This window comes from Enterococcus sp. C102(2024), from assembly GCF_040888205.1.
GTDB classification, from domain to species: Bacteria; Bacillota; Bacilli; order Lactobacillales; family Enterococcaceae; genus Enterococcus; species Enterococcus faecalis.
Map to the genome: position 1 here is coordinate 483,499 of NZ_JBFOHH010000001.1, position 23,348 is coordinate 506,846.

Here is a 23,348-nt window from a genome sequence, read left to right on the forward strand (position 1 = left end):
AATGAATCATACAGTTTAAATAAAAGGAGTACGTAGATGAATCGATGGTTAAAAATTTTGATTGCGCTTATTGTAGTAATTGCAATTGGTTTAATTGCGGCAGGCTTATATTTTTATAATTATGCAGTAGTTCCAGGAAAGAAAGACTTTATAAATGAGAATACCCCAGGGTCAAAAGTGGTCCAGACACCTGAAGGCGCGTGGTTTAAAGATGACAAAAATCGACAAGAATGGTCAATTACTTCGGAAGATGGGCTACGTCTAAAGGCCATTTATTTACCAGCCGACAAAAAAAGTAATCGTACCGTTATTATGGCGCATGGTTATATGGGTTCGGCAGAAACGATGTCTGTCTTTGCGAAAATGTATCATGATTGGGGCTACAATGTGTTAGCGCCAGATGCGCGTGGTCACGGGAAAAGTCAAGGAGATTATATTGGGTTCGGCTGGCCCGATCGTAAAGATTATGTCCAATGGATTGAGAAAGTTTTAACCGAAAATGGTCAGCAAGAACAAATCACTTTATACGGTGTCAGTATGGGTGCTGCTACAGTCATGATGACGAGCGGGGAAAAATTACCAGATAACGTGAAAGCCATTGTGGAAGATTGTGGCTATTCTACAGTCAATCAGGAGTTGCAATATCAATTGAAAGAGCTTTTCAATTTACCAAGTTTCCCATTAGTTAATGTTACTAGCGGGATTACGAAACTTAGAGCTGGCTATTTCTTTGGGCAAGCAAGCGCTGTTAAACAATTACAAAAGAATCATTTACCAATGCTCTTTATTCATGGTGAAAATGATACGTTTGTGCCGTTTAGTATGTTAGACGAAGTTTATAATGCAACCCAAGGACCTAAAGAGAAATATGTCGTGCCTGGAGCAGAGCATGCGAAAGCTTATAATAAAAACCCAGAAAAATATAAGGAAACAGTAGCTGCTTTTCTAGATAAATATATAAAATAACAAATTTATTCTTTACTAATAGTAGCAACAACAAAAGACTTGTTCTTAAGTTAACGACTTAGTGAACAAGTCTTTTGTTGTCAGTTGATTTTTTTAATAAGTTGGAATTTACCCATGCAATCTAGGGCATAATCTGATAGGATAGTACTAGAAATGAGGGAAGGATAATGGAAGAACAATTAGTCGATTATTTACACTATTTACAAATAGAGCGGGGCTTATCAAATAACACACGACGGAGTTACGAACGAGATTTAAAAAAATACGTAGCCTTTTTACAAGAACAAGGCCTGCATTCTTGGGACGAAGTTGACCGTTACATGATTACAGAATTTTTGCAATCCCTTCACGAAGAACAGCAAGCTTCAGCAAGTGTGATTCGGATGATTTCTAGTTTGAGAGGATTTCATCAATTTTTACGTCAAGAACGCTTAAGCGAACATAATCCGATGCAACATATTGACTCCCCCAAGAAAGTTCAAAAATTGCCAAGTACATTATCTGTTGACGAAGTGACTCGATTAATTGAAACGCCTGATACAAGTAAACCACTAGGTATGCGGAATCGTGCTATTTTAGAAGTGATGTATGCAACGGGCCTGCGAGTTAGTGAACTAATTGAAATAAAATTAGGGGATCTGCATTTATCCATTGGTTTATTGCAAACAATCGGAAAAGGGGACAAAGAACGAATTATCCCTTTAGGCGATTATGCGATTCAATGGATTGAGCGCTATATGAACGAAGCCAGACCTCAATTGATTAAAAACCATCCGAATGAAACACACCTGTTCGTTAATCATCATGGCGAACCGTTATCTAGACAGGGCATTTGGAAAAATTTAAAACAGATTGTCCGAGAAGCCCAGATAGAGAAAAATATTACGCCGCATACATTACGGCATAGCTTTGCGACACATTTGTTGGAAAATGGCGCAGACCTTAGAATCGTGCAAGAATTATTAGGACATGCAGATATCTCCACGACACAAATTTATACACATATTACCAAACAACGAATGGCAGATGTTTATAAGGAACATTTTCCTCGGGCTTAATTTGCGAGAATGCCCACAAACGAATAAATTTATGGTAAACTAGGAAGTCGAGAAAAGAAAGTAGGTGTCGTTTTTGCAAGAAATTAATTTAAAACTAGATGTCTTTGAAGGACCACTGGATCTTCTACTACATTTAATTCAAAAATTAGAAATCGATATCTATGACATTCCCATTACAGCAGTAACTGAACAATACATGTCTTATATTCATGCGATGCAAACCTTAGAGTTAGAAGTCGCTGGAGAATATCTAGTCATGGCTGCCACCTTAATGGCTATTAAAAGTCAGATGTTGCTTCCAAAACAAGAGCTTGAAATCATTGATGATGAAGATTTTTTTGAAGAGGAAGACCCACGGGAAGCTTTAGTAGCTCAGTTATTGGAGTATCGGAAATTTAAATATGCAGCGACTGTTTTACATGAAAAAGAAGAAGAACGTAAACTCTATTATACAAAAGAACCAATGGATATGGATGATTATAAAGAGGAAGATACAACACTACCGCCTAATCAAATCAATACAATTGATTTATTTCTAGCCTTTCATGCCATGTTAGAAAAGAAAAAAAATCGCCAGCCTGTTGAAACAACTGTTGCCAGTGACGATGTTTCCATCGAAGAAAAAATCTCCGCTATTTCAGAGCGTATGCGTCAAGTACAGAAAGGGAAGGCAGTGTCGTTTGATTCTTTCTTCGATTCTTATTCCAAACAAGAAATTGTGACAACGTTTATGGCTCTTTTAGAATTAATGAAAACGGGCGCGATTTATGCTGAACAAGAAAATAATTATAGTGAAATTTTGTTATTTAATACAGAAACCCAGCAGGAAGATACAACAGAGGTGGAGGAAACACAGTGACATTAGTTAGTCAAATTGAAGCAATTTTATTTGTGGTTGGCGAAGAAGGAATTGGCTTGGAAGAGCTTGCGTACTTATTAGAGAAGTCAACAGCAAAAACCTATGAAGAATTAACGAAATTGAAAGAACATTATGCTTCTGACAATAAATCGGCGTTGAATATTTTAGAAGTCGGCAATCATTTTGTCTTAACAACTAAGAAAAAATATGCCTCATTACTAAAAAAATATGCGCAATCGCCTATGTCGAACGCCTTATCACAAGCGGCGCTAGAAACATTATCCATTATTGCTTATAAGCAACCAATTTCGCGTATTGAAATTGATGAAATTCGTGGCGTACAGACTTCTGGCTCTATCCAAAAGTTAGTTGCCCGTCAGTTGATAGAAGAAAAAGGCCGCGTAGATGGTCCTGGTAGAGCAATTTTGTATGGCACAACGAAGTATTTTATGGATTACTTTGGGTTGAAAAGTTTAGATGAATTACCAGATATCCAACAAATGGAAGATGAATTAGAAGAAGAACTACCAATGGATCTATTTTTTGATCGTTATCAAGAAACGAACCCAATGTCTGAAACAACAGAAGGCGAGGAAGCTTAAACAATGGAAAGATTACAAAAAGCAATTGCTCATGCTGGGGTGACTTCGCGTCGCAAAGCAGAGGAATTAATTGTCAAAGGTCGCGTAAAAGTCAATGGCCAAGTGGTCAAAGAATTAGGAACACAAGTAAGTAAACAAGATACTGTTGAGGTTGATGGTGTACCAATTTATCAAGAAGAATATGGTTATTATTTATTCTATAAACCAAGAGGGGTTATTTCTGCGGTGTCTGACGATAAAGGCCGTAAAGTAGTAACGGATTATTTTACAGATGTTACTGAGCGAATTTATCCAGTCGGTCGTCTGGATTATGATACTTCTGGGTTGTTACTTTTAACGAATGATGGAAGTTTTTCACAAAAATTAACCCATCCTAAACATGAAGTAGATAAAGTCTACGTAGCAAAAATTAAAGGTGTACCAACTAAACGGGATCTATTGCCATTAGCCAAAGGCATTCGCATTGATGGCAAACGCACAGCACCAGCCAATTTTCAAATTCTTTCAGCGGATATTAAAACAGGTAGCAGTGTCGTGGAATTAACGATCCATGAAGGGCGTAATCATCAAGTGAAGAAAATGTTTCAAGCTGTTGGTTTCCCTGTTCAAAAATTAAAACGTGAACGTTACGGTGAATTAACCTTACAAGGTCTGCGACCAGGGCAATATCGTGATTTAACTAAAAAAGAAATCAGTCAATTATTAAATCAAGCTAAATAAGATAAAATGACTCGATCTCTTCGCGCTTATGGCGGAGGGATTGTTTTTTTTTGAGAAACGAAACAATCAATGAAATTTAATAAAAAGGCTTAGTTAGTTGCATTCATTGTTCAAATCGGTTACACTAAGTAAGTAAAAAAATATAATACAAGGTTCGTCTTCAGGGGCAGGGTGTAATTCCCGACCGGTGGTTATAGTCCACGACTCGTTTTTAACGATTGAATTGGTGTAATTCCAATACCGACAGTATAGTCTGGATAAAGAAGATAGGGCTTATTTGAGACGCTTTTTCATCAGATAATCCTACTCTATTTTTCCCTGCAGAAAAATAGGGTTTTTTTGTATGACAAAGAAGCGAATCAAAAAGTTCGTTGAAGATGGGTCCTTAATTGGAGGATTTCAGATGAACAACAAGGTACAAAAAATGGTCAGCATTGCAATGTTGGCTGCAATCGGTACAGTATTACAATTTGTGGCATTTCCGATTATGCCGGCGTTTAGTTTTTTGAAAATCGATTTTAGTGATATTCCGATTCTACTCGGAATGTTCTTGTACGGACCGTTAGCAGGAGTAATTACTGCTTTTGTTCGTTCGTTGCTACACCTGTTCTTAACCGGACTAGCACCGCAAAATATGGTGGGAGATTTCGCTAGCTTTTTAGCAAGTAGTATCTTCACCTTGCCAATTTTTTATTTCTTTGGTAAAAAGAAAAATATCCGTACAAATCGGATAGTGGGCTTAGTAAGTGGGATCTTAGCCTTGACAATTTTCATGAGTATTGCGAATTATTTTGTCATTACACCCATTTACTTACAATTATATGGTGTGACCACACAACAATTTTTAGGAACATCTTTAGCAAGCTATGTGGCGATTGGTATTGTGCCATTCAACCTTATTAAAGGCCTCTTAGTCAGTGGTGTTTTTCTAGTACTACATGCGAAGTTATTGCCATGGCTATCAAAAAAACAACATACTATTCAGAAAAAAACACCGTTAACAAAATAAATGATAAAAAACCTGCTGTTGAACAATGTTTGACAGTGGGTTTTTAAAATTTACGCCTAAAAGAAAAGAGGTTGTCATAATCTGTCATCATTCTGTTAAAAAATACTAAACCATCTGCATTGTAATTTTAACTTTCCCTTGGTATGATAGAAACCATCAAAGAAAGAGGAGTTTTCCTGAGTGAAAAAGTGTAAAAATTGTCGTCACGTGAATCGTGATACGGAGTCCTTTTGTGAAGAATGCGGCGCTCCGCTAATGAATGAATCAATGCATCAAGAGGAAAACCAAGCACAACCATCAATGAATAAAGGGAACGAATCTACTCCTCTCAGATCAAAAAGAAGCTGGATCTGGGTGTTTCTTTTTGTGTTCATCGTTCTTGGAGCGGGTAGCTATTTTCTCGGGACGCATTATTTTTCTAAGGAACAACAAATTTCTCATTTTATTGAAGCGATTGAGAATGGTGATGCCCAAGAATTAAGTAAAAAAATGAGGACGAACGAGTCTGAATTTCAAGTGAATCCGCAAAGCATTAAGCCTTTAATCACTTATTATCAAAAAAATCCAACTGAGCTAAAAAAATTAGAAAAAGCGCTATTAAAGGATAAAAAGCTACATGGTTTAACTATTCGTGAAACAAGTCAAACAGCATTTTTCTTTCACCGTTATCAATTCATTTTAACGCCTGTTTCTGTTCAGTTAACGACGAATCAGCGCGGTGTGACGCTGGCAATGAACGGGCGGGAAGTGGGCACTTCCGACTCAACCACTTATCAAAAGGAATTGGGCCCCTTAGCGCCAGGACAATATACTTTTACAGCCACAGTGAAAGATAGCACCGGCGAACCTGTTATCACAGAAGAGTATCGTTTATTAGAAGAGGAAAATTATATTTCTAGTATTCCTTTAGATTTTAAACGAATGAATTTTGTTGTGGAAAGCAATCTGCCAGACGCAGATATTTATATTAATGGTCGGAAAGTTGGTACGCTAACGAATGGAAGCAAAACGATTGGCCCTTTGTTCTGGTCCAAAGGGATGACGATTCAACTTAAAAAGACGATTAATGGAGAAGAAATTCAAACATCAAAAGAAACGATTGGTGAAAATGATTTTGTCGAAGCGCTCTCCGATAATCCAACGCTACAATTGAATTTTCCGTTAGCTAGCGACTATGATGCCCGCAAAGCACTAGAAACCTTTTATCAAGCATTTGCCAAACAAGTGAAAAGTCATACGGATAGTACAGAATTTGCTAAAAAATATCTCGTTGGTGGGGAAAATAATCCTCAATTTCCTTCTTTTATAGAAGCACTTGAACGATTACGTGAAAAGAAATCGACCGATGTTTCACCAGATTTTGAAGTAACCATTAATACGCTACAATTGGATGGTAAAGAAAATTACCATGTCAATTATTATTTAGAAGCCAAAAATTCTAAAGCAAAAGAAAATGGTCTTCGTTATGAATGGATCAATGGCCTAAATGATCAAATTCATCTAGTCAAAGAACCGCTAAAAGAAGGACAATTACAGTTTGTTTCGATAGATGAGCAAACACTTGCTTGGCTCGAAAAAATACTCTAAGCAAAAATGAGTGCTAAATTATTTAGCACTCATTTTTGCTTATTTCTATTGCACGCGTGGGACATTTGCGGTACGCTTTTAACACATTCTCGCGTTCGTTTTCTGGAATAAATTGTTGTCGAGCATGCGGCTCGTCTTTAAAAAGGACAATTCCATGATCATCATAATCAAATATATTGGGCGCATAAACTTGACAAAGTCCACAAGCAATACATTTTTCAGGAACTAAACGTGATTGCATAAACAGTGACACATCCTATCTAAAAGAGGTTTACTATGGAAGCAACTTTTATTTTAGCGTTATTATCTCACGGATACAAGGTACGTGCATCAACTTTGTATCATCTTTTAAAAGGCAAACGGACTAGCTCTGTTTTGATTTATGGTTTTTTATATGATTGTTTACGATTCATTGGCTGGTGGCCAACGATTTCCGAACAAGCCTATTTTCAATTTCTTGAAAAACTTTCGAAGGCGAAACAAATTCAGTATCACAAAGAGACAAATGAGATTCAACTAACAAAAGAAGGGCAACTATTTTTAAAGGAGCACCATTTTTCGTTGCTGGATTATCCTGCAATTGATCTTTATCGTTTTGGCAGAAGTGATCGAGAAAGTTGGCAACTCATTCAATTTACCGTGCAAGTGACTTCATATTTATCATTTGAGGAAAAACAGTATATTCCACTTTTATCAACACCGATTCCGCAACTATATTTGAAACGATGGTTACAACAAGACAAGAAAGAGCAGCGCGTTCAATCAATCAAAGAAGAACTGTTGCGAGGGTTTGAGTTACTACCTGAAGCAGAAAGCGACTATTTGGTTGCGCAACTTTCTGGTTATCAGCAAACTGGCAAAGTTCCTCAGCAATTAACAAGCCATAAGACAGCTCTTGAACAGCGTTTGTGGCACACGCAAGCGGTTCATCATTTACTGCAGTTGATAATGTACGGAGGAAATTATCCTGCTTTACAAACGCTTGTATGGCCGTATCTAGAAAAAAATCTAAACCAAAGTATGCAAGAAACCCAACGATTGTTAACGGAAGGTAAGACACTTCAAGAAATTGCTGAGCAGCGAAAAATAAAACTGAGTACCATTCATGACCATCTATTAGAGTTGGCTATTCAAGGGCAGCTGCAGGCGTCTGTTTATCTTGAAAAGGAGGCAATGCTCCAAAACTTGGCTCAAACAGAACAAGATCCGCGGTTGTGGGTGTATCGGGATTGGCGAGCGCAAGAAGCGACGCTTTCTTATTTAGATTTCCGCTTATATCAAATCCAACAAATTTGGCAAGAAAAGGAGTGAGTGTTGTTGACATTAGAACAAGAATTATTCACTCGATTTGGTTATGCAGCATTTAAGCCTGGTCAAAAAGAAGTGATTACAAACTTACTTGACGGTATGAATACATTGGCTGTTTTGCCAACAGGGACTGGTAAATCATTGTGTTATCAATTTGTGGGCCAGAAGTTAGAGGGACTAACGGTAATTGTTTCTCCTTTACTTTCGTTAATGGAAGATCAGGTGCGTCAATTACAAAGACAAGGAATTAAAGGTGCGGTTGCCTTAAACAGTACGTTACAATATTCAGAAAAGCGTTATGTTTTAGCGAAAATGTTCCAATACGATTATCTGTTTTTAAGCCCAGAAATGCTTTTGCAGCAAGAAGTACTTAGTGTGTTACAACGCCAAAAAATTGCATTATTTGTGGTGGATGAAGCCCATTGTGTTTATCAGTGGGGCGTCGATTTTCGCCCTGAATATAGTAAATTAGATCTGGTCCAAAAACAGTTAGACTTTCCTTTGACCTTGGCGTTAACTGCCACAGCGACACCCGTTGTACAGCACGCAATTATAAAACAATTATTTTCTCATGGTAGCTATCAAGAAGTTCTTTCTTCAGTGAATCGAAAAAATATTGGCTTGTTCGTGAAGGAAACGTCAGAAAAAGAAGAAGTGTTACTAGATTACTTATCTAAAACGGCTGGTAAAATCATTATCTATTGCGCCACGCGCAACAAAACAGAACAAATCAGTCAACTTATTCAGGCAAAAACCAGTTTTAAGGTAGCCTATTATCATGGGGGCTTGGAGGCTAGTGAACGTAGTCGCTTGCAAGAACAATTTATTGATAATCAAATCGATATTCTTTGTGCAACGAATGCTTTTGGGATGGGGATCGACAAACCTGATGTTCGTGGAGTGATTCATTTTGATTTGCCTGATAGCTTAGAAAATTACCTGCAGGAAATCGGGCGAGCTGGACGTGATGGTCAAAAAAGTTGGGCGCTATTATTATATAAAAAAGGGGATGAATTTATTCATCGGTTTTTCTTAGAAGAGACAAGAGCGAATCGAGCGACCTTAAAATCGCTGATTGAAGGAGAAGAACAAGCAGGTTTGTTAGAAAATGCCACCGAGTTACAACAAAAATGGGTCCAAGGCTATTTAGCCAAGGATTATTCTTTTGAAGAGCTAGAGCATCGTTTAGAGGAGAAAGAAAAAGATCGTCAAGCGCAATTAAGAGGGATGCTGACGTATATTGAAACCACAACCTGTCGAAGAACGTTGATTCAAACTTATTTTCAAGAACCGATTGTCAAACAATCACCGGAAACTTGTTGTGATAATTGTGCGTTATTCTTTGACATTTACCAAGATTCAATAGTAAAATCGAACAAGACCAGCAATCAAAATGAAGAAGATTGGCGTTCTAAATTTCTAAAATTATTTAAAGAACGTGATTAATTCATTTTTTTAGTCGGCAGTTGGCAAAAGCTATGATATAATAACAAGCGAGAGAAGTTTAGGAGGAAATTAGCAGTGAGTAAAAAGGACAAAAAGAAAAACCAAGCTCGTGAGCCATGGGAACAATCAATTTATGAACCTGATCAAAATGGTGGTGGTTCTCGTTTAGCAAAACGCCAACAGCAACGAGGAAATTCATTATTTCTAACTGTTTTAGTTATTTTGCTATTATTAATTATTGCCATTCCAATTGGGACTTTCTTATGGATGATGCAAGACAAGAAACCGAACGAAAGTGCTAGCAAAAATAGCCAGCCATCTTCTTCATTAGTCCAATCATCATCAAAAGAGAAGAAAAAAGAAAGTACGTCAAAATCAGTGGAAAGCTCAGAACCAGCAAGCAGCCAACCAGCTGAAAATACAACACCTTCAAGTTCAGATGCTGCTGCACAGCAACAACAGGACCAACAAGCACAACAGCAACAGCAACAGCAACAGCAAGAGCAGCAACAACAACAAGAAGCTCAAAATCAACAACAGCAACAAGCGCAGAACCAACAACCTGTTTATGATACCGTTCAAAGTGGCGAAGGGGCACGTCAAGTTGCCGAACGTAACGGAATGACATTAGAACAAATTTTAGCGTTAAATCCTGGGATTGATACATCTGTGTTTTATCCAGGACAACCATTACGTATTAAATAATCCAGAAAAAGAGGTTTGGACAGCACTTTCAAGGCTAAACCGCGACGAATGATTACATGAGAATGCCAATAAGCAGAAATTTCCGAAAGATGTTTTGCGTCTTTCGAGGGATTTCGGCTTATTGCTTTTTCGTTAGAAACTCGTCATCAGTTTAAATCCAAGTTCTTTTCTTCTGATTTTAATATAAAAGAAGAAGCGCATTTTAAAGGATGCATATCAGTTAAGGAGTTTTTTCATGGGGAAAATCAGTATTGCTATTGACGGACCAGCTTCGTCAGGCAAAAGTACAGTTGCAAAAATTTTAGCAAAACAATTGAATTATGTGTATTGTGACACGGGTGCCATGTACCGAGCGATTACGTATCTGGCCTTGCAAAATCAAATCGATATTCAAGCGGAAGAACCATTAGTAGCGCTTTGTGTCAACCACACTATTTCTTTTCAGCAAGCAGAGAATGGCCAACGTGTTTTTATCGACGGTCATGAAGTGACCGAAGCGATTCGCCAGCCAGATGTAACGAATGCTGTTTCAGCTGTTTCAAAACATGCAAAAGTTAGAGAAGAAATGGTGGCGTTACAACAGAAAATTGGTCAAGCTGGCGGAGTTGTCATGGATGGTCGAGATATTGGTACTGCAGTTTTACCAAAGGCCGAAGTAAAGATATTCCTGGTGGCTAGCGTTGAAGAACGTGCAGAACGTCGTTTTAAAGAAAATCAAGAAAAAGGGATTGAGACGGATTTTGAAACCTTGAAGGCGGAAATTGAACGTCGGGATTATTTAGATTCAACCAGAGAAGTATCACCCCTTGTCCAAGCAAGTGATGCTGTGAAAATCGATACAACAGGGTTGACGATTGAAGAAGTCGTCGCCGCCATACAAAATGTGATTAAACAAAAAGGTTTTGAACTTTTTTAAAGAATTTTAAGAAAAATAGAAGAAATCGCTTTATTTTTTTACAAAAATCTCGTACTATGTAAGTATATATAGCTAAGTTTTGGAATTTTTGTTGGCATAGGAGGATAAGAGGCATGACAGATTTTGAAGACAAACAAGTAGCAAACAACGAAACAATGGAAGATGCAATGAACAGCGTTCAAGAAGTCAGTGTTGGCGATATTGTTAAAGGCGAAGTTTTAGCCATTGAAGACAAACAAGTTGTTGTCGGCATTGAAGGAGCGGGCGTTGAAGGCGTTGTTCCTGCAAAGGAATTATCGACTTTACCAGTTGAAGATGTACACGAACTTGTGAAAGTCGGTGATGTGTTAGATTTAGTTGTGATCACATCAATTGGCAAAGATAAAGAAAACGGCAGTTATTTACTGTCAAAACGCCGTTTAGATGCTAAAAAAGTTTGGGAAGAAATTGAACAAGATTTCCAAGCGGGCAAAGTAATCGAAGCACCTGTTACAAATGTTGTTAAAGGTGGTTTGGTTGTTGATGTCGGTGTTCGCGGATTTGTTCCTGCCTCAATGGTTGAAGATCATTTTGTTGCAGATTTTTCTGAATATAAAGGTCAAACACTAGCATTTAAAATTATTGAAATCGAACCTTCAGAAAACCGCTTAATTCTTTCACATAAAGCAGTTGTTGAAGCTGAAAAAGAATCGAAAAAAGAAGAATTACTTTCTTCTTTACATGACGGAGACGTTGTTGAAGGGAAAGTAGCTCGTTTAACAGATTTCGGCGCATTCATTGATTTAGGTGGCGTGGATGGTTTAGTTCATGTTTCTGAAATTGCTCATCAGCATGTGGGCAAACCAAGTGATGCGTTAACTGTTGGCGAAGATGTTCAAGTAAAAATTCTTTCAATTAATCCAGAAGAAGGACGTATTTCTTTATCTATTAAAGAAACATTGCCTGGACCATGGACAGATATCGAAACAAAAGCAGCCGCTGGGACTGTTTTAGATGGAACAGTAAAACGCCTAACAAGCTTCGGTGCCTTTGTGGAAGTTTTCCCTGGTGTGGAAGGATTAGTGCATATTTCTCAAATTTCTCACAAGCATATTGCAACGCCTCATGAAGTCCTTCATGAAGGGGATCAAGTACAAGTGAAAGTTTTAGAAGTTAATCCAGAGGAACATCGTATTGCTTTAAGTATCAAAGCGTTAGAACCAAAACCTGAGTCTCAAGAAGAACCAAAAGAAGAACAGGAATATGAATTGCCTGAAGAAAATACTGGCTTTACCATGGGCGATATTTTAGGTGACGCTTTATCTGATGCGAAAGAAGAGGAATAACACGTTACTTTCTTGAAATTTATGAGTTTGACATAGCCGTAAACAGATCGGCTATGTCAAACTCATTTTTTCTTGAATTGGTTAGAAAATCAGCAGAAACTAAAACTTTTCTTGCACTTTAAGGTTTGATTAGGTAAACTAGTAAGGATTGAAATTCTCAAGGAGGGAATCAAATGGCAAATCCAACTATTGCGATTGTCGGTAGACCGAATGTCGGTAAATCGACTATTTTTAACCGCATTGCCGGTGAGCGTATCTCGATTGTAGAAGATACTCCTGGCGTAACACGCGACCGTATTTATACAACTGGAGAATGGTTAGGGCGTGAATTTAGTATTATTGATACAGGTGGGATTGATTTAGGTGACGAACCATTTATGGACCAAATCAAACACCAAGCAGAAATTGCGATTGATGAAGCAGATGTGATTATCTTTGTTGCTAGTGGCCGTGAAGGAATTACTGATGCAGATGAGTTAGTAGCAAAAATTTTATATCGTAGTAATAAACCAGTGATCTTAGCTGTTAATAAAGTTGACAATCCTGAAATGCGTAATGATATTTATGAATTTTATGCTTTAGGACTAGGGGATCCTTTTCCAGTTTCTGGTAGTCATGGTTTAGGCATTGGCGATGTGTTAGACGAAGCAGTTAAACATTTTCCTAACACTTCAGAAGAAGAGGACGAAGATACAATTAAATTTAGTTTAATCGGGCGTCCAAATGTCGGTAAATCATCATTGATTAATGCTATTCTTGGTGAAGATCGTGTGATTGTTTCAGATATTGAAGGAACAACGCGAGACGCAATCGATACGTATTTTGAATCTGAAGAAGGTCAAAAGTTCTTAATGATTGATACTGCTGGTATGCGTAAACGTGGGAAAGTATACGAATCAACTGAAAAATATAGCGTCATGCGCGCAATGCGGGCCATTGAACGCTCAGACATTGTTTTAATGGTCTTGAATGCAGAAGAAGGTATTCGTGAGCAAGACAAGCGTGTGGCGGGCTATGCCCATGAAGCAGGTCGTGGTATTATTATCGTGGTCAACAAATGGGATACAGTCAAAAAAGATACAAATACAATGCGTGATTTTGAAGCGGAAATTCGTGATGAATTCCAATATTTAGATTATGCACCTATTATTTTTGTGTCTGCATTAACCAAACAACGTTTAAACAAACTGCCTGAACTAATTGAAACAGTAAGTATGAATCAAAACTTACGGATTCCTTCAGCGTTGTTAAATGACGTTGTAATGGATGCTGTAGCAATTAATCCGACACCAACCGATAAAGGAAAACGTTTGAAGATTTTTTATGCAACACAAGTGGCAGTCAAACCACCTACATTTGTTATTTTTGTCAACGAAGAAGAACTAATGCACTTTTCTTATGCCCGGTTTTTAGAAAATCAAATCAGAAAAGCATTTACGTTTGAGGGTACACCGATTAAAATCATTCCGCGACGCCGAAAATAGTGCATTCTACCATACTTTTTTTAGATATTCAAATAAATTTATCAACTTTGAGAAAAAATGATTATTTTTTGAAAAAACTGGTTAAAATACACTAAAAACCTTGCTATTACAACTTTCTTATGCTATCTTGTTAACAGAATATTGAACCAGATCAATATTTGCTGTCTGTTTTTGGACCACTCAAAAATAGACGGAACTTTAGGTGTGTAAAAACATCGTATCTCTTATAGAGGAGGTGAAATGATCCATGGCAAATAAAGCAGAATTAATCGAAAACGTTGCATCTTCAACTGGTTTAACTAAAAAAGATGCTACTGCAGCAGTAGACGCTGTCTTTTCAACAATTCAAGAAACTCTTGCTAAAGGTGAAAAAGTTCAATTAATCGGTTTTGGTAACTTTGAAGTTCGCGAACGCGCAGCTCGTAAAGGACGTAACCCACAAACTGGACAAGAAATTCAAATCGCTGCAAGCAAAGTACCTGCATTCAAACCAGGTAAAGCATTGAAAGATGCAGTGAAATAAGACAGACAATTAGAACCCTTGGTTTCCAAGGGTTCTTTTTTGAATCATACATAAAAAATGTTATTTTAAGAGGTGGTCGAAACAGCACGCTAAAAGGCTAAATTGTAACGAACCTTGGGTGAGAAAAACGTGCTTCGCTCCGAGAATCAAGCGGGAACGGTTCGACACTCGCTCCTTGCTTTTTTGATAAAAAGAGAAAGATTTATGAATGAAGGACAAAAATAAGTTGTTGCCAGTAGCTGTTTTTTAGTGGTTATGCTAGACTTGGGGTGAAGGAAGAGGAAACAGTCTTAAGGTGGTGAATCAATGAAATACAACTATTCTAGAGGGGAAAACAAGGTCGCTATTATTTATGGAGAAACATTTGCTTCTGTCCTAAAAAAACGACCAGTAACGACGGAGTCAATCGTTGTTTTGGCGAATCAGCGTTACTATGATCTTTTTTCGGAGAAGATTAATTATGCCTTTGGGGAACAGTTGGGATTAAACTGGTATATTTGTCGCAATGATGTTCATTGCAATGACTTATCAGAATTAGAAAGTGTGTTACGTTTCTTAGCTGATTGGCCAGAAAATCAGGATGTTTTATTGATTGGTTTGGGTAATGAAGGGGTACTACAATTAACCGCATTTTTGCATCAAGTAAGTAAGTGTTCCTCCAAATGTTGGCTGATGCCTGTGTCTGTTCAAGCATTACGCCAAGGACTTTTACCAAGTGTCACAATTCAGCAAGTACAGCATGCAACTATGCATATAGAAAATCATTCAGAAGAAATTTTGTTTGATAGTACCTTGACCAATAAAAAAGGTGCCGCTCCTTTAATTGATTTGCTCGTTTTTATTCGAGCGGGTCTTGTCTGTGATTATGCTTATTTACAAATGCTATACCAAACGTATCCAGATAAAAAACGGTTGAATCAAACGTCATTTAATGGTATTTTAGACGAGTTGTTATCCTTTTATGAACAAGCAGGGGAAAAAGTGGATCAATTTGGACGAGTTTTTGAAGCGGCCTTTGCTACAACCGAAAATGGCCATTTGTTATCAGGTCCTATGAAACGATTATTGGGATTATTGTTACAAGTTTTATGGAGCCAGCAAGTCAATCACTTTGACTTTCAATTTAAAAATTTTATCGTTTGGTTTATTCGCTTAGGTTTTCCGGTGGCGTTTCCAAAAGAAATTTTAAGTGCTGATTACGCAGAACAAGTCTTGGCTCACACAGAAACACTAGGTCCTCCTATGGTGTTGGAAAAAATCGGTCAACTAGGAGTAGCTTTAAAGCCAACGCCCGATCAACTGTTAACAACGATTGAAAGATACCAAGAAATTTTAAAAGAGATTTGAGGGGAAATTATGTCATATAGTGAAAAAATGGTTCAAGCATTACAAGCTGAAAATTTAGCAGAAGCACAGTTGATGTTTGAAGAAGCATTAAAGAAAGATGATGAAAATACCTTAGCTGATTTAGGGGAAACGTTATTATCTTTAGGTTTTCTAGAAGAAGCCAAACAAATTTTCCAACAATTGTTGGAACAATTTCCCGATGCAGATGGCTTAAACATTCCATTAGCAGAAATCGCCATTGAAAATAATGAAATAGATGACGCATTCATCTATTTAGAAAAAATTCCAGAAACTAGTGACAGTTATGTCCAAAGTCTCTTAGTTACTGCGGATTTGTACCAAGTTTTAGGGATTCCAGAAGTCAGTGAAGCGAAATTAAAAGAAGCAGCCAATCTTATGCCAGAAGAGCCGTTAATTCAATTTGCTTTGGGAGAACTATATTTTACAAATGGTCAATTTGTCGAGGCTATCACTCGTTATCAAAGCATTGTAGAAAGCGGGACAGCGCAAATCTCTGCTATTTCCTTGAATGAACGCTTAGGAAGTAGTTACAGCATGTTAGGTGATTTTGAAGAAGCAGTTCCTTATTTGGAAGCCGCGGTCAAAGAAGAACAAACAGATGATCGTTTATTCCAATTAGCTTTCACTTATTTACAGTTACATGAGAATCAAAAAGCCATTGCGTTGTTCCAGCAATTAAAAACACTAAACCCACATTATCAATCACTTTATCTATATTTAGCGGAAGCGCTCCAAGAAGAAGAGCAATTAGAGGAAGCAAAAGCGGTGATCGAAGAAGGAATTGCGGAAAATCCCTTCCAAGTAGAGTTATACCAATTTGCCTCTGAAAATGCCTATCGCTTACACGATATTGCTGGTGCTGAAAACTGGTTGTTAAAAGCTTTGGAATTAGGTGAGAAAACAGATGAAAGTCGTTTGACCTTAAGTAATCTCTACATCACGGAAGAGCGTTTTGAGGAAGTAATTACTATCTTAAATGATTTAGAGGAAACGGATCATCCTTATGCTGAATGGAACTTAGCAAAAGCATACAACGAATTAGAAGACTTTGCCGTCGCTAAAGTTCATTATGAACAAGCAGCGCAAGAATTGTCTCACGAACCAGAATTTCTAAAAGAATACGCATTGTTCTTACGAGAAGAAGGCGAACTTGAAAAAGCAAAACACTTGTTGCACCATTATTTGGAACATGAACCTGGTGATGTCGACATGCAATCTGTGCTAGCAGATATGGAAGAAAGATAGGAAACGACGATGTTTGTTAGTTTATCAGAAAAGAAAAAATTTTTAACTTGGTTAGTGAATACCGTGCCTTTTGGAAGAAGAGAAGTACTGTGGATTTTAAATTACTTATTAACGCACGATGCGATTTTAAATAATGTTCATTTTGTTGAGAACGTAGAGAAAACCGATCGGGGGATTCGTGTGGTAGCGGATGGTTTAGGTAAGGAGCCGTTATTGCTTTTTATCCAAGCACAAGAATTTACAGATCCGGAACAAATTTTTCATGAGATTCGGATGAATTGGCGGAAAGCTCTTTATTTAGAATGTGTATTTCCAGAGGCTTGGCAAACGAGCCAGTATTTATCTGTTTTAGAAGATAATCCGTTTGCGCCATGGAATGAACAAGTGGATCAGGAAGTTGCCAGAGCGATTGATCAATACTTTAAGCAAGAAGAACAAACGCAACGAATGGCATTAATTAAAGCTCAAATTGATGATGCTTTAGAAACAGGCAACAAAGAAGCATTTTTAGAATTATCCGATGAATTAAATCGTTTGAAACAACAATAAATAAAACCCAGCATTTTCAATAAATGCTGGGTTTTATTTATTGTTTTAATTTAAAGCGCCGTTGTTTGCTGGGTTTTGCATAAGTAAAGCCTTCGCCAATTGCTTCATGTACGTTAATGATGGACACAAAGGCTTTTTCATCTATTTCATTAGCAATCCGTTTGACTTCCATTATTTCTCGAGGGCTGACTACCGTGTAGAGAACCCGTTTTTCCACTTGTGAATAAGCACCTTCACCATTTAAATATGTTACCCCACGTTCTAAAGAAGCCATTAAACTTTGACCGATTTCTTCGGAATGATTGGAAACAATTAAAATTCCTTTCGCAGCATAGGCTCCGTCGAGTACAGAATCGACAACACGACTGAAAACAAAGGACACAATTAAAGTATACATCATTCGTTTGACATCTATATAGGTCAACGAGAGGAGTAAGACTGCAACATCAAAAAGTAACAACGAGCGGCCCATGCTAATCCCAAAGTATTTTTCGAAAATGCGGGCAATGACGTCGGTCCCACCAGTGGTTCCGCCTACGCGGTAAACAAGGCCACTACCGAATCCTGCGGCCAAACCAGCTAAGAGAGCAGCAATCAATAAATCATGATCTAAATTAATTTCAACAGGAAATTTTTGCCAAAACCACAAAAATACCGATAACGACACGGTGCCAATTAGCGTATAATAGAGGGAACGTTTGCCTAAAATTTTACCACCAATTAATAAGAGCGGAATATTGATTAATAATGTCGTATATGCTGGGTTAAAATGAAATAAGGCTCTTAAAATCAAAGTAATCCCCGTGACACCACCTTCGGCCAGGTCATTGGCAATATTGAAAGTAACCAAACCAAAGGCATAGATACAGCTTCCTAATACAATAAATAACACATCTTTAAAATAAAATCTTTGTTCTTCCATTTAATCACGTCCTTTTACAGTATAAACTGTATCATTCTCTATATAAAACAACAAGTAGAACCTTTCCAGATAGCCAAGTTTTTGATAAGATGTAGGAGGTAGAGTAAGAAAGGTTGGGGTAAAATGTCAGAATCAGAACAACGTAGTTTGCAATCGATGCAAACAGAAGTTGATGATTATATTCAACAGTTTAAAACAGGCTATTTTTCACCATTAGGACAAATGGCTCGTTTGACGGAAGAGGTCGGAGAATTAGCCCGTGAAGTCAATCATTATTATGGTGAAAAACAGAAAAAAGCAGACGAAAAACCAAAGACAGTATCAGAGGAACTTGGAGATGTCTTTTTTGTATTGATTAGCATGGCAAATTCTTTAGAGATTGATTTAACCGAAGTTTTTGAAGAAAATATGGCCAAATTTAACAAGCGGGATCGCTATCGCTTTGAAAGAAAGGATGGGAAAACACATGATTAAAATAATTGTCGCTGGGTTTAAAGGACGGATGGGCAGTACTGCTACCCAAATGGTCTTAGAAACCGCAGACTTTGAATTAGTAGGTGTGTATGATCCTCATGAAGCACAAGAAACTGTTTTTTTCGATGATGAAACCGCAATTCCCGTTTTTCAGCACTTAGAAGAAGTCCTAGCTGTCAAACCAGATGTTTGGATTGATTTTACGGTTCCTGAAGCCGCCTATCCAAATACGCGTTTTGCGTTGGAACACGGTATGGCGCCTGTTGTTGGGACGACAGGCTTTACGGAGGAACAAATCAACGAATTGACAAACCTATCTCGAGAAAAAGCCATCGGCGGCTTAATTGCGCCAAACTTTGCAATTGGGGCAGTTTTAATGATGCAATTTGCCCAAAAAGCGGCACAGTATTTTCCGGATGTGGAAATCATTGAATTACATCATGATAACAAATTGGATGCACCAAGTGGAACGGCTATAAAAACTGCAGAAATGATTCAAGAAGTTCGGCCAGCAAAAAAACAAGGGAATCCGCAAGAGGTAGAATCAATACCAGGGGCACGCGGGGCTGATTACGAGGGTCTGCGAATCCATAGTGTCCGCTTACCTGGTTTAGTGGCACACCAACAAGTCCAATTTGGCAGTGTAGGTGAAGGGCTCACTATTCGGCATGATTCTTATGATCGACGTTCATTCATGACAGGAGTGGCGTTAGCTTGTCGGCAAGTGGTACAGAGAACAGAACTACTTTACGGATTGGAACAGATGCTATGAAATTGACAACTATTCCAAACGAATTTAAAGAAGCCGCTCCCGTTATTCGTGAAATCAATGCACAGGGCTTTGAAGCGTATTTTGTCGGGGGCAGTGTCCGTGATGCTTTATTAAATAAACCAATCCATGACGTCGATATTGCGACAAGTGCGTATCCAGAAGAAATTAAGCAAATTTTTAAACGAACCGTTGATGTGGGCATCGAACATGGTACAGTTCTTGTATTGATGGAAGACCAACAGTATGAAGTAACAACCTTTCGTACCGAGTCAACTTATCAAGACTTTCGTCGACCAGATGAAGTCACCTTTGTTCGCTCCTTGAAAGAAGACTTAAAACGGCGAGATTTTACGATTAATGCCTTGGCGCTTGACAGCACAGGCGAAATCATTGATTTATTTGATGGTATCGAAGATTTAACTAGTCAAACCATTCGTGCAGTCGGTAATCCCCATGAGCGGTTTCATGAAGATGCTCTGCGGATGATGCGGGGCTTACGCTTTGCTAGCCAACTAGATTTTAAAATTGAAGAAAAAACCTTAGCCGCTATCGCTGAATTTCATCCTTTATTGGAAAAAATTTCAGTAGAACGCATTACAATTGAATTTGTAAAAATGCTTTTAGGGGTTAATCGACAAGGTGGCTTAGCTCCGTTTATTGAAACAGAATGCTATCAATACTGTCCAAAATTACGAGAACAAGGGGCTGGACTTTTTCGTTTAATGGACTTGCCTGCTCGTCAAATTGAAACAGAAGCAGAAGCGTGGACGTTACTTATCCAATCATTGAATTTACCAGAAGCAGAAATTCGCTCCTTCTTAAAGGCTTGGAAACTTTCAAATCAATTAATCCAAAACGTTTCACAATTAGTACGCGGTTTGCGTTTTCGCTTGAGTAACGACTGGCAGCCAATGATGCTTTATGAATTAGGCGAAGAATCAGCAGTACTTGTTGAAAGGCTTTTATATTATTACCAACAAGAGAGTCAAGTACAAGTAACAAAAGAGTTAGTTAAGGCATTACCCATCCACCAAAGACATGAATTGGCCATAACAGGAAAAGACCTTTTAGCCGTCTTAGAAGAAACACCAGGCAAATGGTTAGGGGAACTGATTGCTGAAATCGAGCAACACGTTGTTGAAGGTAGCTTAGAGAATAAACAAGAAGTTCTGCTTTCGTTTGCCAAAAAACAACGTTCAAAAGGAGAGAAAGCATAATGCCAACAGAAATGTTTACAAAAGAATTTTTGGTGAAAGAATCACAAACGGCTAAAATGCTCGGTTCTGGTGACTTAGAAGTTTTAGGAACCCCTGCTTTAGCTGCCATGGTTGAACAAACAGCCAAAGAAGCTGTGAAGGAGCAATTATCAGTTGGGGAAACGACTGTCGGAACGGTGTTAGAATTGCGCCACTTATATCCATCCGCGGTAGGGGCGACAATCGTTGTTACGATGACCAGCATTGAACAGACTGCACACAAAATACGCTATGAATTTGTTGCTTATGAAGGAGAACGACAAATTGCCAAAGGTTCTCACCAACGTGCAGTAGTTGAGATTGATTCTTTTTTAAAAAGAATAACAAAAGATTAAGAATCTACAGCGAAAGTTTGTGACCGTTTATCAAAAGTATGGTAAACTAATAATGTAAGAAATTATTTTTAAGTAAGGAGATTTGTGCTATGGCTAGAGAAATGACAGGACTTAAATTTTATTTCAGAAATGGTGAAACTTGGACGATTGATCGTCGTTTTATTGGTGATTTATGGATCAAACATATTACAACAAGTTTTGGCCGTATCCATGGTAGTGAATTTGTTGAAATTCATCCATGTGAAGGGTTCAAAATTGAAATTTTCCAAGAAGGAGATCATGTTCAAACCCACGATATTAACTTAGGTGGCTTAGAATTAGGGATGTTCTCTCGTGCTTTAAAATATGAAGATATCGAACGTATGGAAATTCTTTACAAAAATGGCACACCAGATTTAGTTTATTTCCCTTACAAAGATAAAACAGATGAGGGCTTGGATAACATCTATCAATCTACAAAAGTCAGCGAAAAAACTAAAAACTTATACATTGTTATCGACCCAACACAAACAGTTGACGATGTATACGCTGAAGAATTAAAATAATTTTTGCCCCACAGGAATCAGTGAAATGACTGGTTCCTGTGGCTTTTTTAGTCTTTTGGCGAATAAAATAACATTGGTTTTAATGGAATAGTCGAAAAAATAAGCGAATAAGTGTTGACACATGTTTTTTCTAGCGGTATACTGTTAACAATTCTTAATTAAATCAGTTTTGGAGTGATTCTTATGACAACAACGAAGAAAAACCATACACAACTGAATAACTTTTACTTTAGCTATTTTAGATAGGTTTGTATTCATAACATTATGGGTACAGACAACAAACGTTTGTATCTATAATGGCTAGGGAAATTTAAGATGACTTTCAGCCATGTAGATTTAAGAAAATCTATAGTGGCTTTTATATTGCTTTTTTGTAGGGTATTCACTGTAGATTTTTCTTAAAATTTACTGTGAATATCCTTTTTGTTTGGCCAAAAATTAGGATTTCAGAAACTTACTAAAAAAATTTCGTAAAGGAGCACACAGGATGAAAGAAATAACTGGATCTACTCGTTTAGCTGGGCTATTCGCGAAACCCAGCCGACACAGTATTTCACCGTTGATTCATAATACAGCATTTCAAAATTTAGGAGTTGATGCTCGGTATCTGGCGTTTGACGTTGGACAAGAGACACTGCCACAAGCAATTGAAGCGATTCGAACGTTTCACATGTTAGGGGCCAACTTATCAATGCCCAATAAAGTGGCGGCTGTAAGTTATATGGATGAACTAAGTCCTACCGCTCAACTGGTTGGCGCAATTAATACGATTGTCAACAAAGATGGAAAACTTTACGGAGACAGCACGGATGGTACTGGTTTTATGTGGAGTTTGAAAGAGAAAAAGGTTGACGTTTTTCAGAATAAAATGACCATCTTAGGAACAGGTGGTGCAGCCTTATCAATCATTGCCCAAGCTGCTTTAGATGGCGTGAAAGAAATCGCCGTTTACAACAGGAAAAGCGCGGGCTTTAACGACAGTCAAAAAAAACTGGCAAATTTCACTGAACGAACCAACTGTGTAATCCATTTAAATGATTTAGCGGATACTGAAAAACTAGCAAAAGATGTTGCTGAAAGCGTCTTGTTAGTTAATGCAACGAGTGTGGGTATGCATCCACATGCGCATAGTAGTCCTATAGAAAATTATGCAATGATTCAACCGAAGTTATTTGTGTATGATGCTATTTATAATCCCAGAGAAACACAGTTATTAAAAGAAGCCCGTTTACGTGGTGCAGAAACAAGCAACGGCTTGGACATGCTACTTTATCAAGGAGCTGCTGCTTTTGAACAATGGACAGGACAAAAAATGCCTGTATCAGTCGTAAAACGTAAATTTGAAAATAGATAAAAAGAGCGCCGTTTAAAGGC

The 23,348-nt window shown here is 37.8% G+C and carries 25 protein-coding genes and 1 riboswitch; of the genes, 23 read left to right on the top strand and 2 right to left on the bottom strand.

The genetic code is table 11. The features are described 5' to 3' along the window. Positions 1 to 36 precede the first annotated feature (36 nt). The 7 genes from AB3I34_RS02390 (at position 37) to AB3I34_RS02420 (ending at position 6,801) form a co-directional block, all read left to right on the top strand. Entirely contained in the window at positions 37 to 966 is a 930-nt protein-coding gene (locus AB3I34_RS02390; protein WP_010712446.1) for an alpha/beta hydrolase, read from the top strand. Positions 967 to 1,133: 167 nt separating this feature from the next. After that, positions 1,134 to 2,024, top strand: a complete 891-nt coding sequence (gene xerD / locus AB3I34_RS02395; RefSeq protein WP_002360354.1) for a site-specific tyrosine recombinase XerD — start codon at positions 1,134 to 1,136, stop codon at positions 2,022 to 2,024. A 64-nt stretch (positions 2,025 to 2,088) separates the two neighbouring features. Beyond that, positions 2,089 to 2,883 (top strand): segregation/condensation protein A, encoded by a 795-nt coding sequence (locus AB3I34_RS02400; RefSeq protein WP_002382313.1) that lies wholly within the window; start codon positions 2,089 to 2,091, stop codon positions 2,881 to 2,883. Further along, on the top strand, positions 2,880 to 3,485 hold the full coding sequence (gene scpB, locus AB3I34_RS02405) for an SMC-Scp complex subunit ScpB (RefSeq protein ID WP_002357625.1): 606 nt from the start codon (positions 2,880 to 2,882) through the stop codon (positions 3,483 to 3,485). Before AB3I34_RS02400 ends, scpB begins: the two co-directional genes overlap by 4 nt. A gap of 3 nt (positions 3,486 to 3,488) precedes the next feature. Further along, positions 3,489 to 4,205 (top strand): pseudouridine synthase, encoded by a 717-nt coding sequence (locus AB3I34_RS02410; RefSeq protein WP_002357624.1) that lies wholly within the window; start codon positions 3,489 to 3,491, stop codon positions 4,203 to 4,205. A 152-nt stretch (positions 4,206 to 4,357) separates the two neighbouring features. After that, a riboswitch (FMN riboswitch) is annotated at positions 4,358 to 4,477 on the top strand. A 71-nt stretch (positions 4,478 to 4,548) separates the two neighbouring features. Continuing rightward, positions 4,549 to 5,214, top strand: a complete 666-nt coding sequence (locus AB3I34_RS02415) for an ECF transporter S component (RefSeq protein ID WP_002382314.1) — start codon at positions 4,549 to 4,551, stop codon at positions 5,212 to 5,214. A 255-nt stretch (positions 5,215 to 5,469) separates the two neighbouring features. Then, complete coding sequence (locus AB3I34_RS02420) at positions 5,470 to 6,801, top strand: zinc ribbon domain-containing protein (protein WP_025189376.1); 1,332 nt, start codon at positions 5,470 to 5,472, stop codon at positions 6,799 to 6,801. 22 nt (positions 6,802 to 6,823) lie between these two features. On the opposite strand, the gene AB3I34_RS02425 is transcribed toward AB3I34_RS02420, so the two are convergent. Beyond that, positions 6,824 to 7,042, bottom strand: a complete 219-nt coding sequence (locus tag AB3I34_RS02425; RefSeq protein WP_002357617.1) for a ferredoxin — start codon at positions 7,040 to 7,042, stop codon at positions 6,824 to 6,826. 35 nt (positions 7,043 to 7,077) lie between these two features. Between AB3I34_RS02425 and AB3I34_RS02430 the strand changes: the two genes are divergently transcribed. The 10 genes from AB3I34_RS02430 (at position 7,078) to AB3I34_RS02475 (ending at position 17,670) form a co-directional block, all read left to right on the top strand. After that, complete coding sequence (locus AB3I34_RS02430) at positions 7,078 to 8,112, top strand: helix-turn-helix domain-containing protein (protein WP_010712448.1); 1,035 nt, start codon at positions 7,078 to 7,080, stop codon at positions 8,110 to 8,112. Beyond that, positions 8,113 to 9,555 (top strand): ATP-dependent DNA helicase RecQ, encoded by a 1,443-nt coding sequence (locus AB3I34_RS02435; protein WP_025189377.1) that lies wholly within the window; start codon positions 8,113 to 8,115, stop codon positions 9,553 to 9,555. Between the two features lie 75 nt (positions 9,556 to 9,630). Continuing rightward, on the top strand, positions 9,631 to 10,260 hold the full coding sequence (locus tag AB3I34_RS02440) for a LysM domain-containing protein (protein ID WP_002369411.1): 630 nt from the start codon (positions 9,631 to 9,633) through the stop codon (positions 10,258 to 10,260). A gap of 235 nt (positions 10,261 to 10,495) precedes the next feature. Beyond that, on the top strand, positions 10,496 to 11,176 hold the full coding sequence (gene cmk / locus AB3I34_RS02445; protein WP_002357612.1) for a (d)CMP kinase: 681 nt from the start codon (positions 10,496 to 10,498) through the stop codon (positions 11,174 to 11,176). 113 nt (positions 11,177 to 11,289) lie between these two features. Next, positions 11,290 to 12,501 carry a 30S ribosomal protein S1 gene (gene rpsA, locus AB3I34_RS02450; protein WP_002360341.1) on the top strand — a complete coding sequence of 404 codons (1,212 nt, stop codon included), beginning with the start codon at positions 11,290 to 11,292 and terminating at the stop codon, positions 12,499 to 12,501. A 173-nt stretch (positions 12,502 to 12,674) separates the two neighbouring features. After that, positions 12,675 to 13,985 (top strand): ribosome biogenesis GTPase Der, encoded by a 1,311-nt coding sequence (gene der, locus AB3I34_RS02455; RefSeq protein ID WP_002357608.1) that lies wholly within the window; start codon positions 12,675 to 12,677, stop codon positions 13,983 to 13,985. A 247-nt stretch (positions 13,986 to 14,232) separates the two neighbouring features. Beyond that, positions 14,233 to 14,508, top strand: coding sequence for an HU family DNA-binding protein (locus AB3I34_RS02460; protein ID WP_002357604.1), 276 nt, complete (start codon positions 14,233 to 14,235; stop codon positions 14,506 to 14,508). A 306-nt stretch (positions 14,509 to 14,814) separates the two neighbouring features. Then, entirely contained in the window at positions 14,815 to 15,855 is a 1,041-nt protein-coding gene (locus AB3I34_RS02465; RefSeq protein WP_002377426.1) for a hypothetical protein, read from the top strand. 9 nt (positions 15,856 to 15,864) lie between these two features. Then, entirely contained in the window at positions 15,865 to 17,121 is a 1,257-nt protein-coding gene (locus AB3I34_RS02470; protein ID WP_002377424.1) for a lipopolysaccharide assembly protein LapB, read from the top strand. Positions 17,122 to 17,130: 9 nt separating this feature from the next. Further along, the gene (locus AB3I34_RS02475; RefSeq protein ID WP_002361802.1) at positions 17,131 to 17,670 is read left to right on the top strand and encodes a ReoY family proteolytic degradation factor; all 540 of its coding nucleotides are present in this window, start codon (positions 17,131 to 17,133) and stop codon (positions 17,668 to 17,670) included. 37 nt (positions 17,671 to 17,707) lie between these two features. Here the strand turns inward: AB3I34_RS02475 and AB3I34_RS02480 are convergent, their stop codons facing one another. Next, on the bottom strand, positions 17,708 to 18,592 hold the full coding sequence (locus tag AB3I34_RS02480; RefSeq protein ID WP_002357595.1) for a YitT family protein: 885 nt from the start codon (positions 18,590 to 18,592) through the stop codon (positions 17,708 to 17,710). Positions 18,593 to 18,715: 123 nt separating this feature from the next. Here AB3I34_RS02480 and AB3I34_RS02485 point away from each other — a divergent pair, with 123 nt between their 5' ends. The 6 genes from AB3I34_RS02485 (at position 18,716) to aroE (ending at position 23,328) form a co-directional block, all read left to right on the top strand. Next, entirely contained in the window at positions 18,716 to 19,066 is a 351-nt protein-coding gene (locus AB3I34_RS02485) for a nucleotide pyrophosphohydrolase (RefSeq protein WP_002363944.1), read from the top strand. Further along, positions 19,059 to 19,838: a 4-hydroxy-tetrahydrodipicolinate reductase gene (dapB, locus tag AB3I34_RS02490; protein WP_010712451.1), complete on the top strand. Its 780-nt coding sequence runs from the start codon at positions 19,059 to 19,061 to the stop codon at positions 19,836 to 19,838. The genes AB3I34_RS02485 and dapB overlap by 8 nt, the downstream gene beginning before the upstream one ends. After that, a complete protein-coding gene (locus tag AB3I34_RS02495; protein WP_025189378.1) occupies positions 19,835 to 21,055 on the top strand; it encodes a CCA tRNA nucleotidyltransferase in 1,221 nt (406 codons plus the stop codon). Before dapB ends, AB3I34_RS02495 begins: the two co-directional genes overlap by 4 nt. Further along, on the top strand, positions 21,055 to 21,429 hold the full coding sequence (locus AB3I34_RS02500) for a thioesterase family protein (protein WP_002398291.1): 375 nt from the start codon (positions 21,055 to 21,057) through the stop codon (positions 21,427 to 21,429). The genes AB3I34_RS02495 and AB3I34_RS02500 overlap by 1 nt, the downstream gene beginning before the upstream one ends. A gap of 89 nt (positions 21,430 to 21,518) precedes the next feature. Further along, positions 21,519 to 21,974 carry a hypothetical protein gene (locus AB3I34_RS02505; protein ID WP_002357586.1) on the top strand — a complete coding sequence of 152 codons (456 nt, stop codon included), beginning with the start codon at positions 21,519 to 21,521 and terminating at the stop codon, positions 21,972 to 21,974. A 487-nt stretch (positions 21,975 to 22,461) separates the two neighbouring features. Further along, on the top strand, positions 22,462 to 23,328 hold the full coding sequence (gene aroE / locus AB3I34_RS02510; protein ID WP_010712453.1) for a shikimate dehydrogenase: 867 nt from the start codon (positions 22,462 to 22,464) through the stop codon (positions 23,326 to 23,328). Positions 23,329 to 23,348: the final 20 nt, after the last annotated feature.

What these genes read in the sequence shown, in the direction of transcription:
- AB3I34_RS02465 (WP_002377426.1), top strand. Translation starts at nt 14,815, where the DNA reads ATGAAATACAACTATTCTAGAGGGGAAAACAAGGTCGCTATTATTTAT.
- AB3I34_RS02480 (WP_002357595.1), bottom strand. Translation starts at nt 18,592, where the DNA reads ATGGAAGAACAAAGATTTTATTTTAAAGATGTGTTATTTATTGTATTA.
- AB3I34_RS02505 (WP_002357586.1), top strand. Translation starts at nt 21,519, where the DNA reads ATGGCTAGAGAAATGACAGGACTTAAATTTTATTTCAGAAATGGTGAA.
- AB3I34_RS02500 (WP_002398291.1), top strand. Translation starts at nt 21,055, where the DNA reads ATGCCAACAGAAATGTTTACAAAAGAATTTTTGGTGAAAGAATCACAA.
- AB3I34_RS02415 (WP_002382314.1), top strand. Translation starts at nt 4,549, where the DNA reads ATGACAAAGAAGCGAATCAAAAAGTTCGTTGAAGATGGGTCCTTAATT.
- aroE (WP_010712453.1), top strand. Translation starts at nt 22,462, where the DNA reads ATGAAAGAAATAACTGGATCTACTCGTTTAGCTGGGCTATTCGCGAAA.
- AB3I34_RS02485 (WP_002363944.1), top strand. Translation starts at nt 18,716, where the DNA reads ATGTCAGAATCAGAACAACGTAGTTTGCAATCGATGCAAACAGAAGTT.
- AB3I34_RS02420 (WP_025189376.1), top strand. Translation starts at nt 5,470, where the DNA reads ATGAATGAATCAATGCATCAAGAGGAAAACCAAGCACAACCATCAATG.
- AB3I34_RS02425 (WP_002357617.1), bottom strand. Translation starts at nt 7,042, where the DNA reads ATGCAATCACGTTTAGTTCCTGAAAAATGTATTGCTTGTGGACTTTGT.
- der (WP_002357608.1), top strand. Translation starts at nt 12,675, where the DNA reads ATGGCAAATCCAACTATTGCGATTGTCGGTAGACCGAATGTCGGTAAA.
- AB3I34_RS02460 (WP_002357604.1), top strand. Translation starts at nt 14,233, where the DNA reads ATGGCAAATAAAGCAGAATTAATCGAAAACGTTGCATCTTCAACTGGT.
- dapB (WP_010712451.1), top strand. Translation starts at nt 19,059, where the DNA reads ATGATTAAAATAATTGTCGCTGGGTTTAAAGGACGGATGGGCAGTACT.
- rpsA (WP_002360341.1), top strand. Translation starts at nt 11,290, where the DNA reads ATGACAGATTTTGAAGACAAACAAGTAGCAAACAACGAAACAATGGAA.
- xerD (WP_002360354.1), top strand. Translation starts at nt 1,134, where the DNA reads ATGGAAGAACAATTAGTCGATTATTTACACTATTTACAAATAGAGCGG.
- cmk (WP_002357612.1), top strand. Translation starts at nt 10,496, where the DNA reads ATGGGGAAAATCAGTATTGCTATTGACGGACCAGCTTCGTCAGGCAAA.
- AB3I34_RS02475 (WP_002361802.1), top strand. Translation starts at nt 17,131, where the DNA reads ATGTTTGTTAGTTTATCAGAAAAGAAAAAATTTTTAACTTGGTTAGTG.
- AB3I34_RS02390 (WP_010712446.1), top strand. Translation starts at nt 37, where the DNA reads ATGAATCGATGGTTAAAAATTTTGATTGCGCTTATTGTAGTAATTGCA.
- AB3I34_RS02410 (WP_002357624.1), top strand. Translation starts at nt 3,489, where the DNA reads ATGGAAAGATTACAAAAAGCAATTGCTCATGCTGGGGTGACTTCGCGT.
- AB3I34_RS02495 (WP_025189378.1), top strand. Translation starts at nt 19,835, where the DNA reads ATGAAATTGACAACTATTCCAAACGAATTTAAAGAAGCCGCTCCCGTT.
- AB3I34_RS02430 (WP_010712448.1), top strand. Translation starts at nt 7,078, where the DNA reads ATGGAAGCAACTTTTATTTTAGCGTTATTATCTCACGGATACAAGGTA.
- AB3I34_RS02470 (WP_002377424.1), top strand. Translation starts at nt 15,865, where the DNA reads ATGTCATATAGTGAAAAAATGGTTCAAGCATTACAAGCTGAAAATTTA.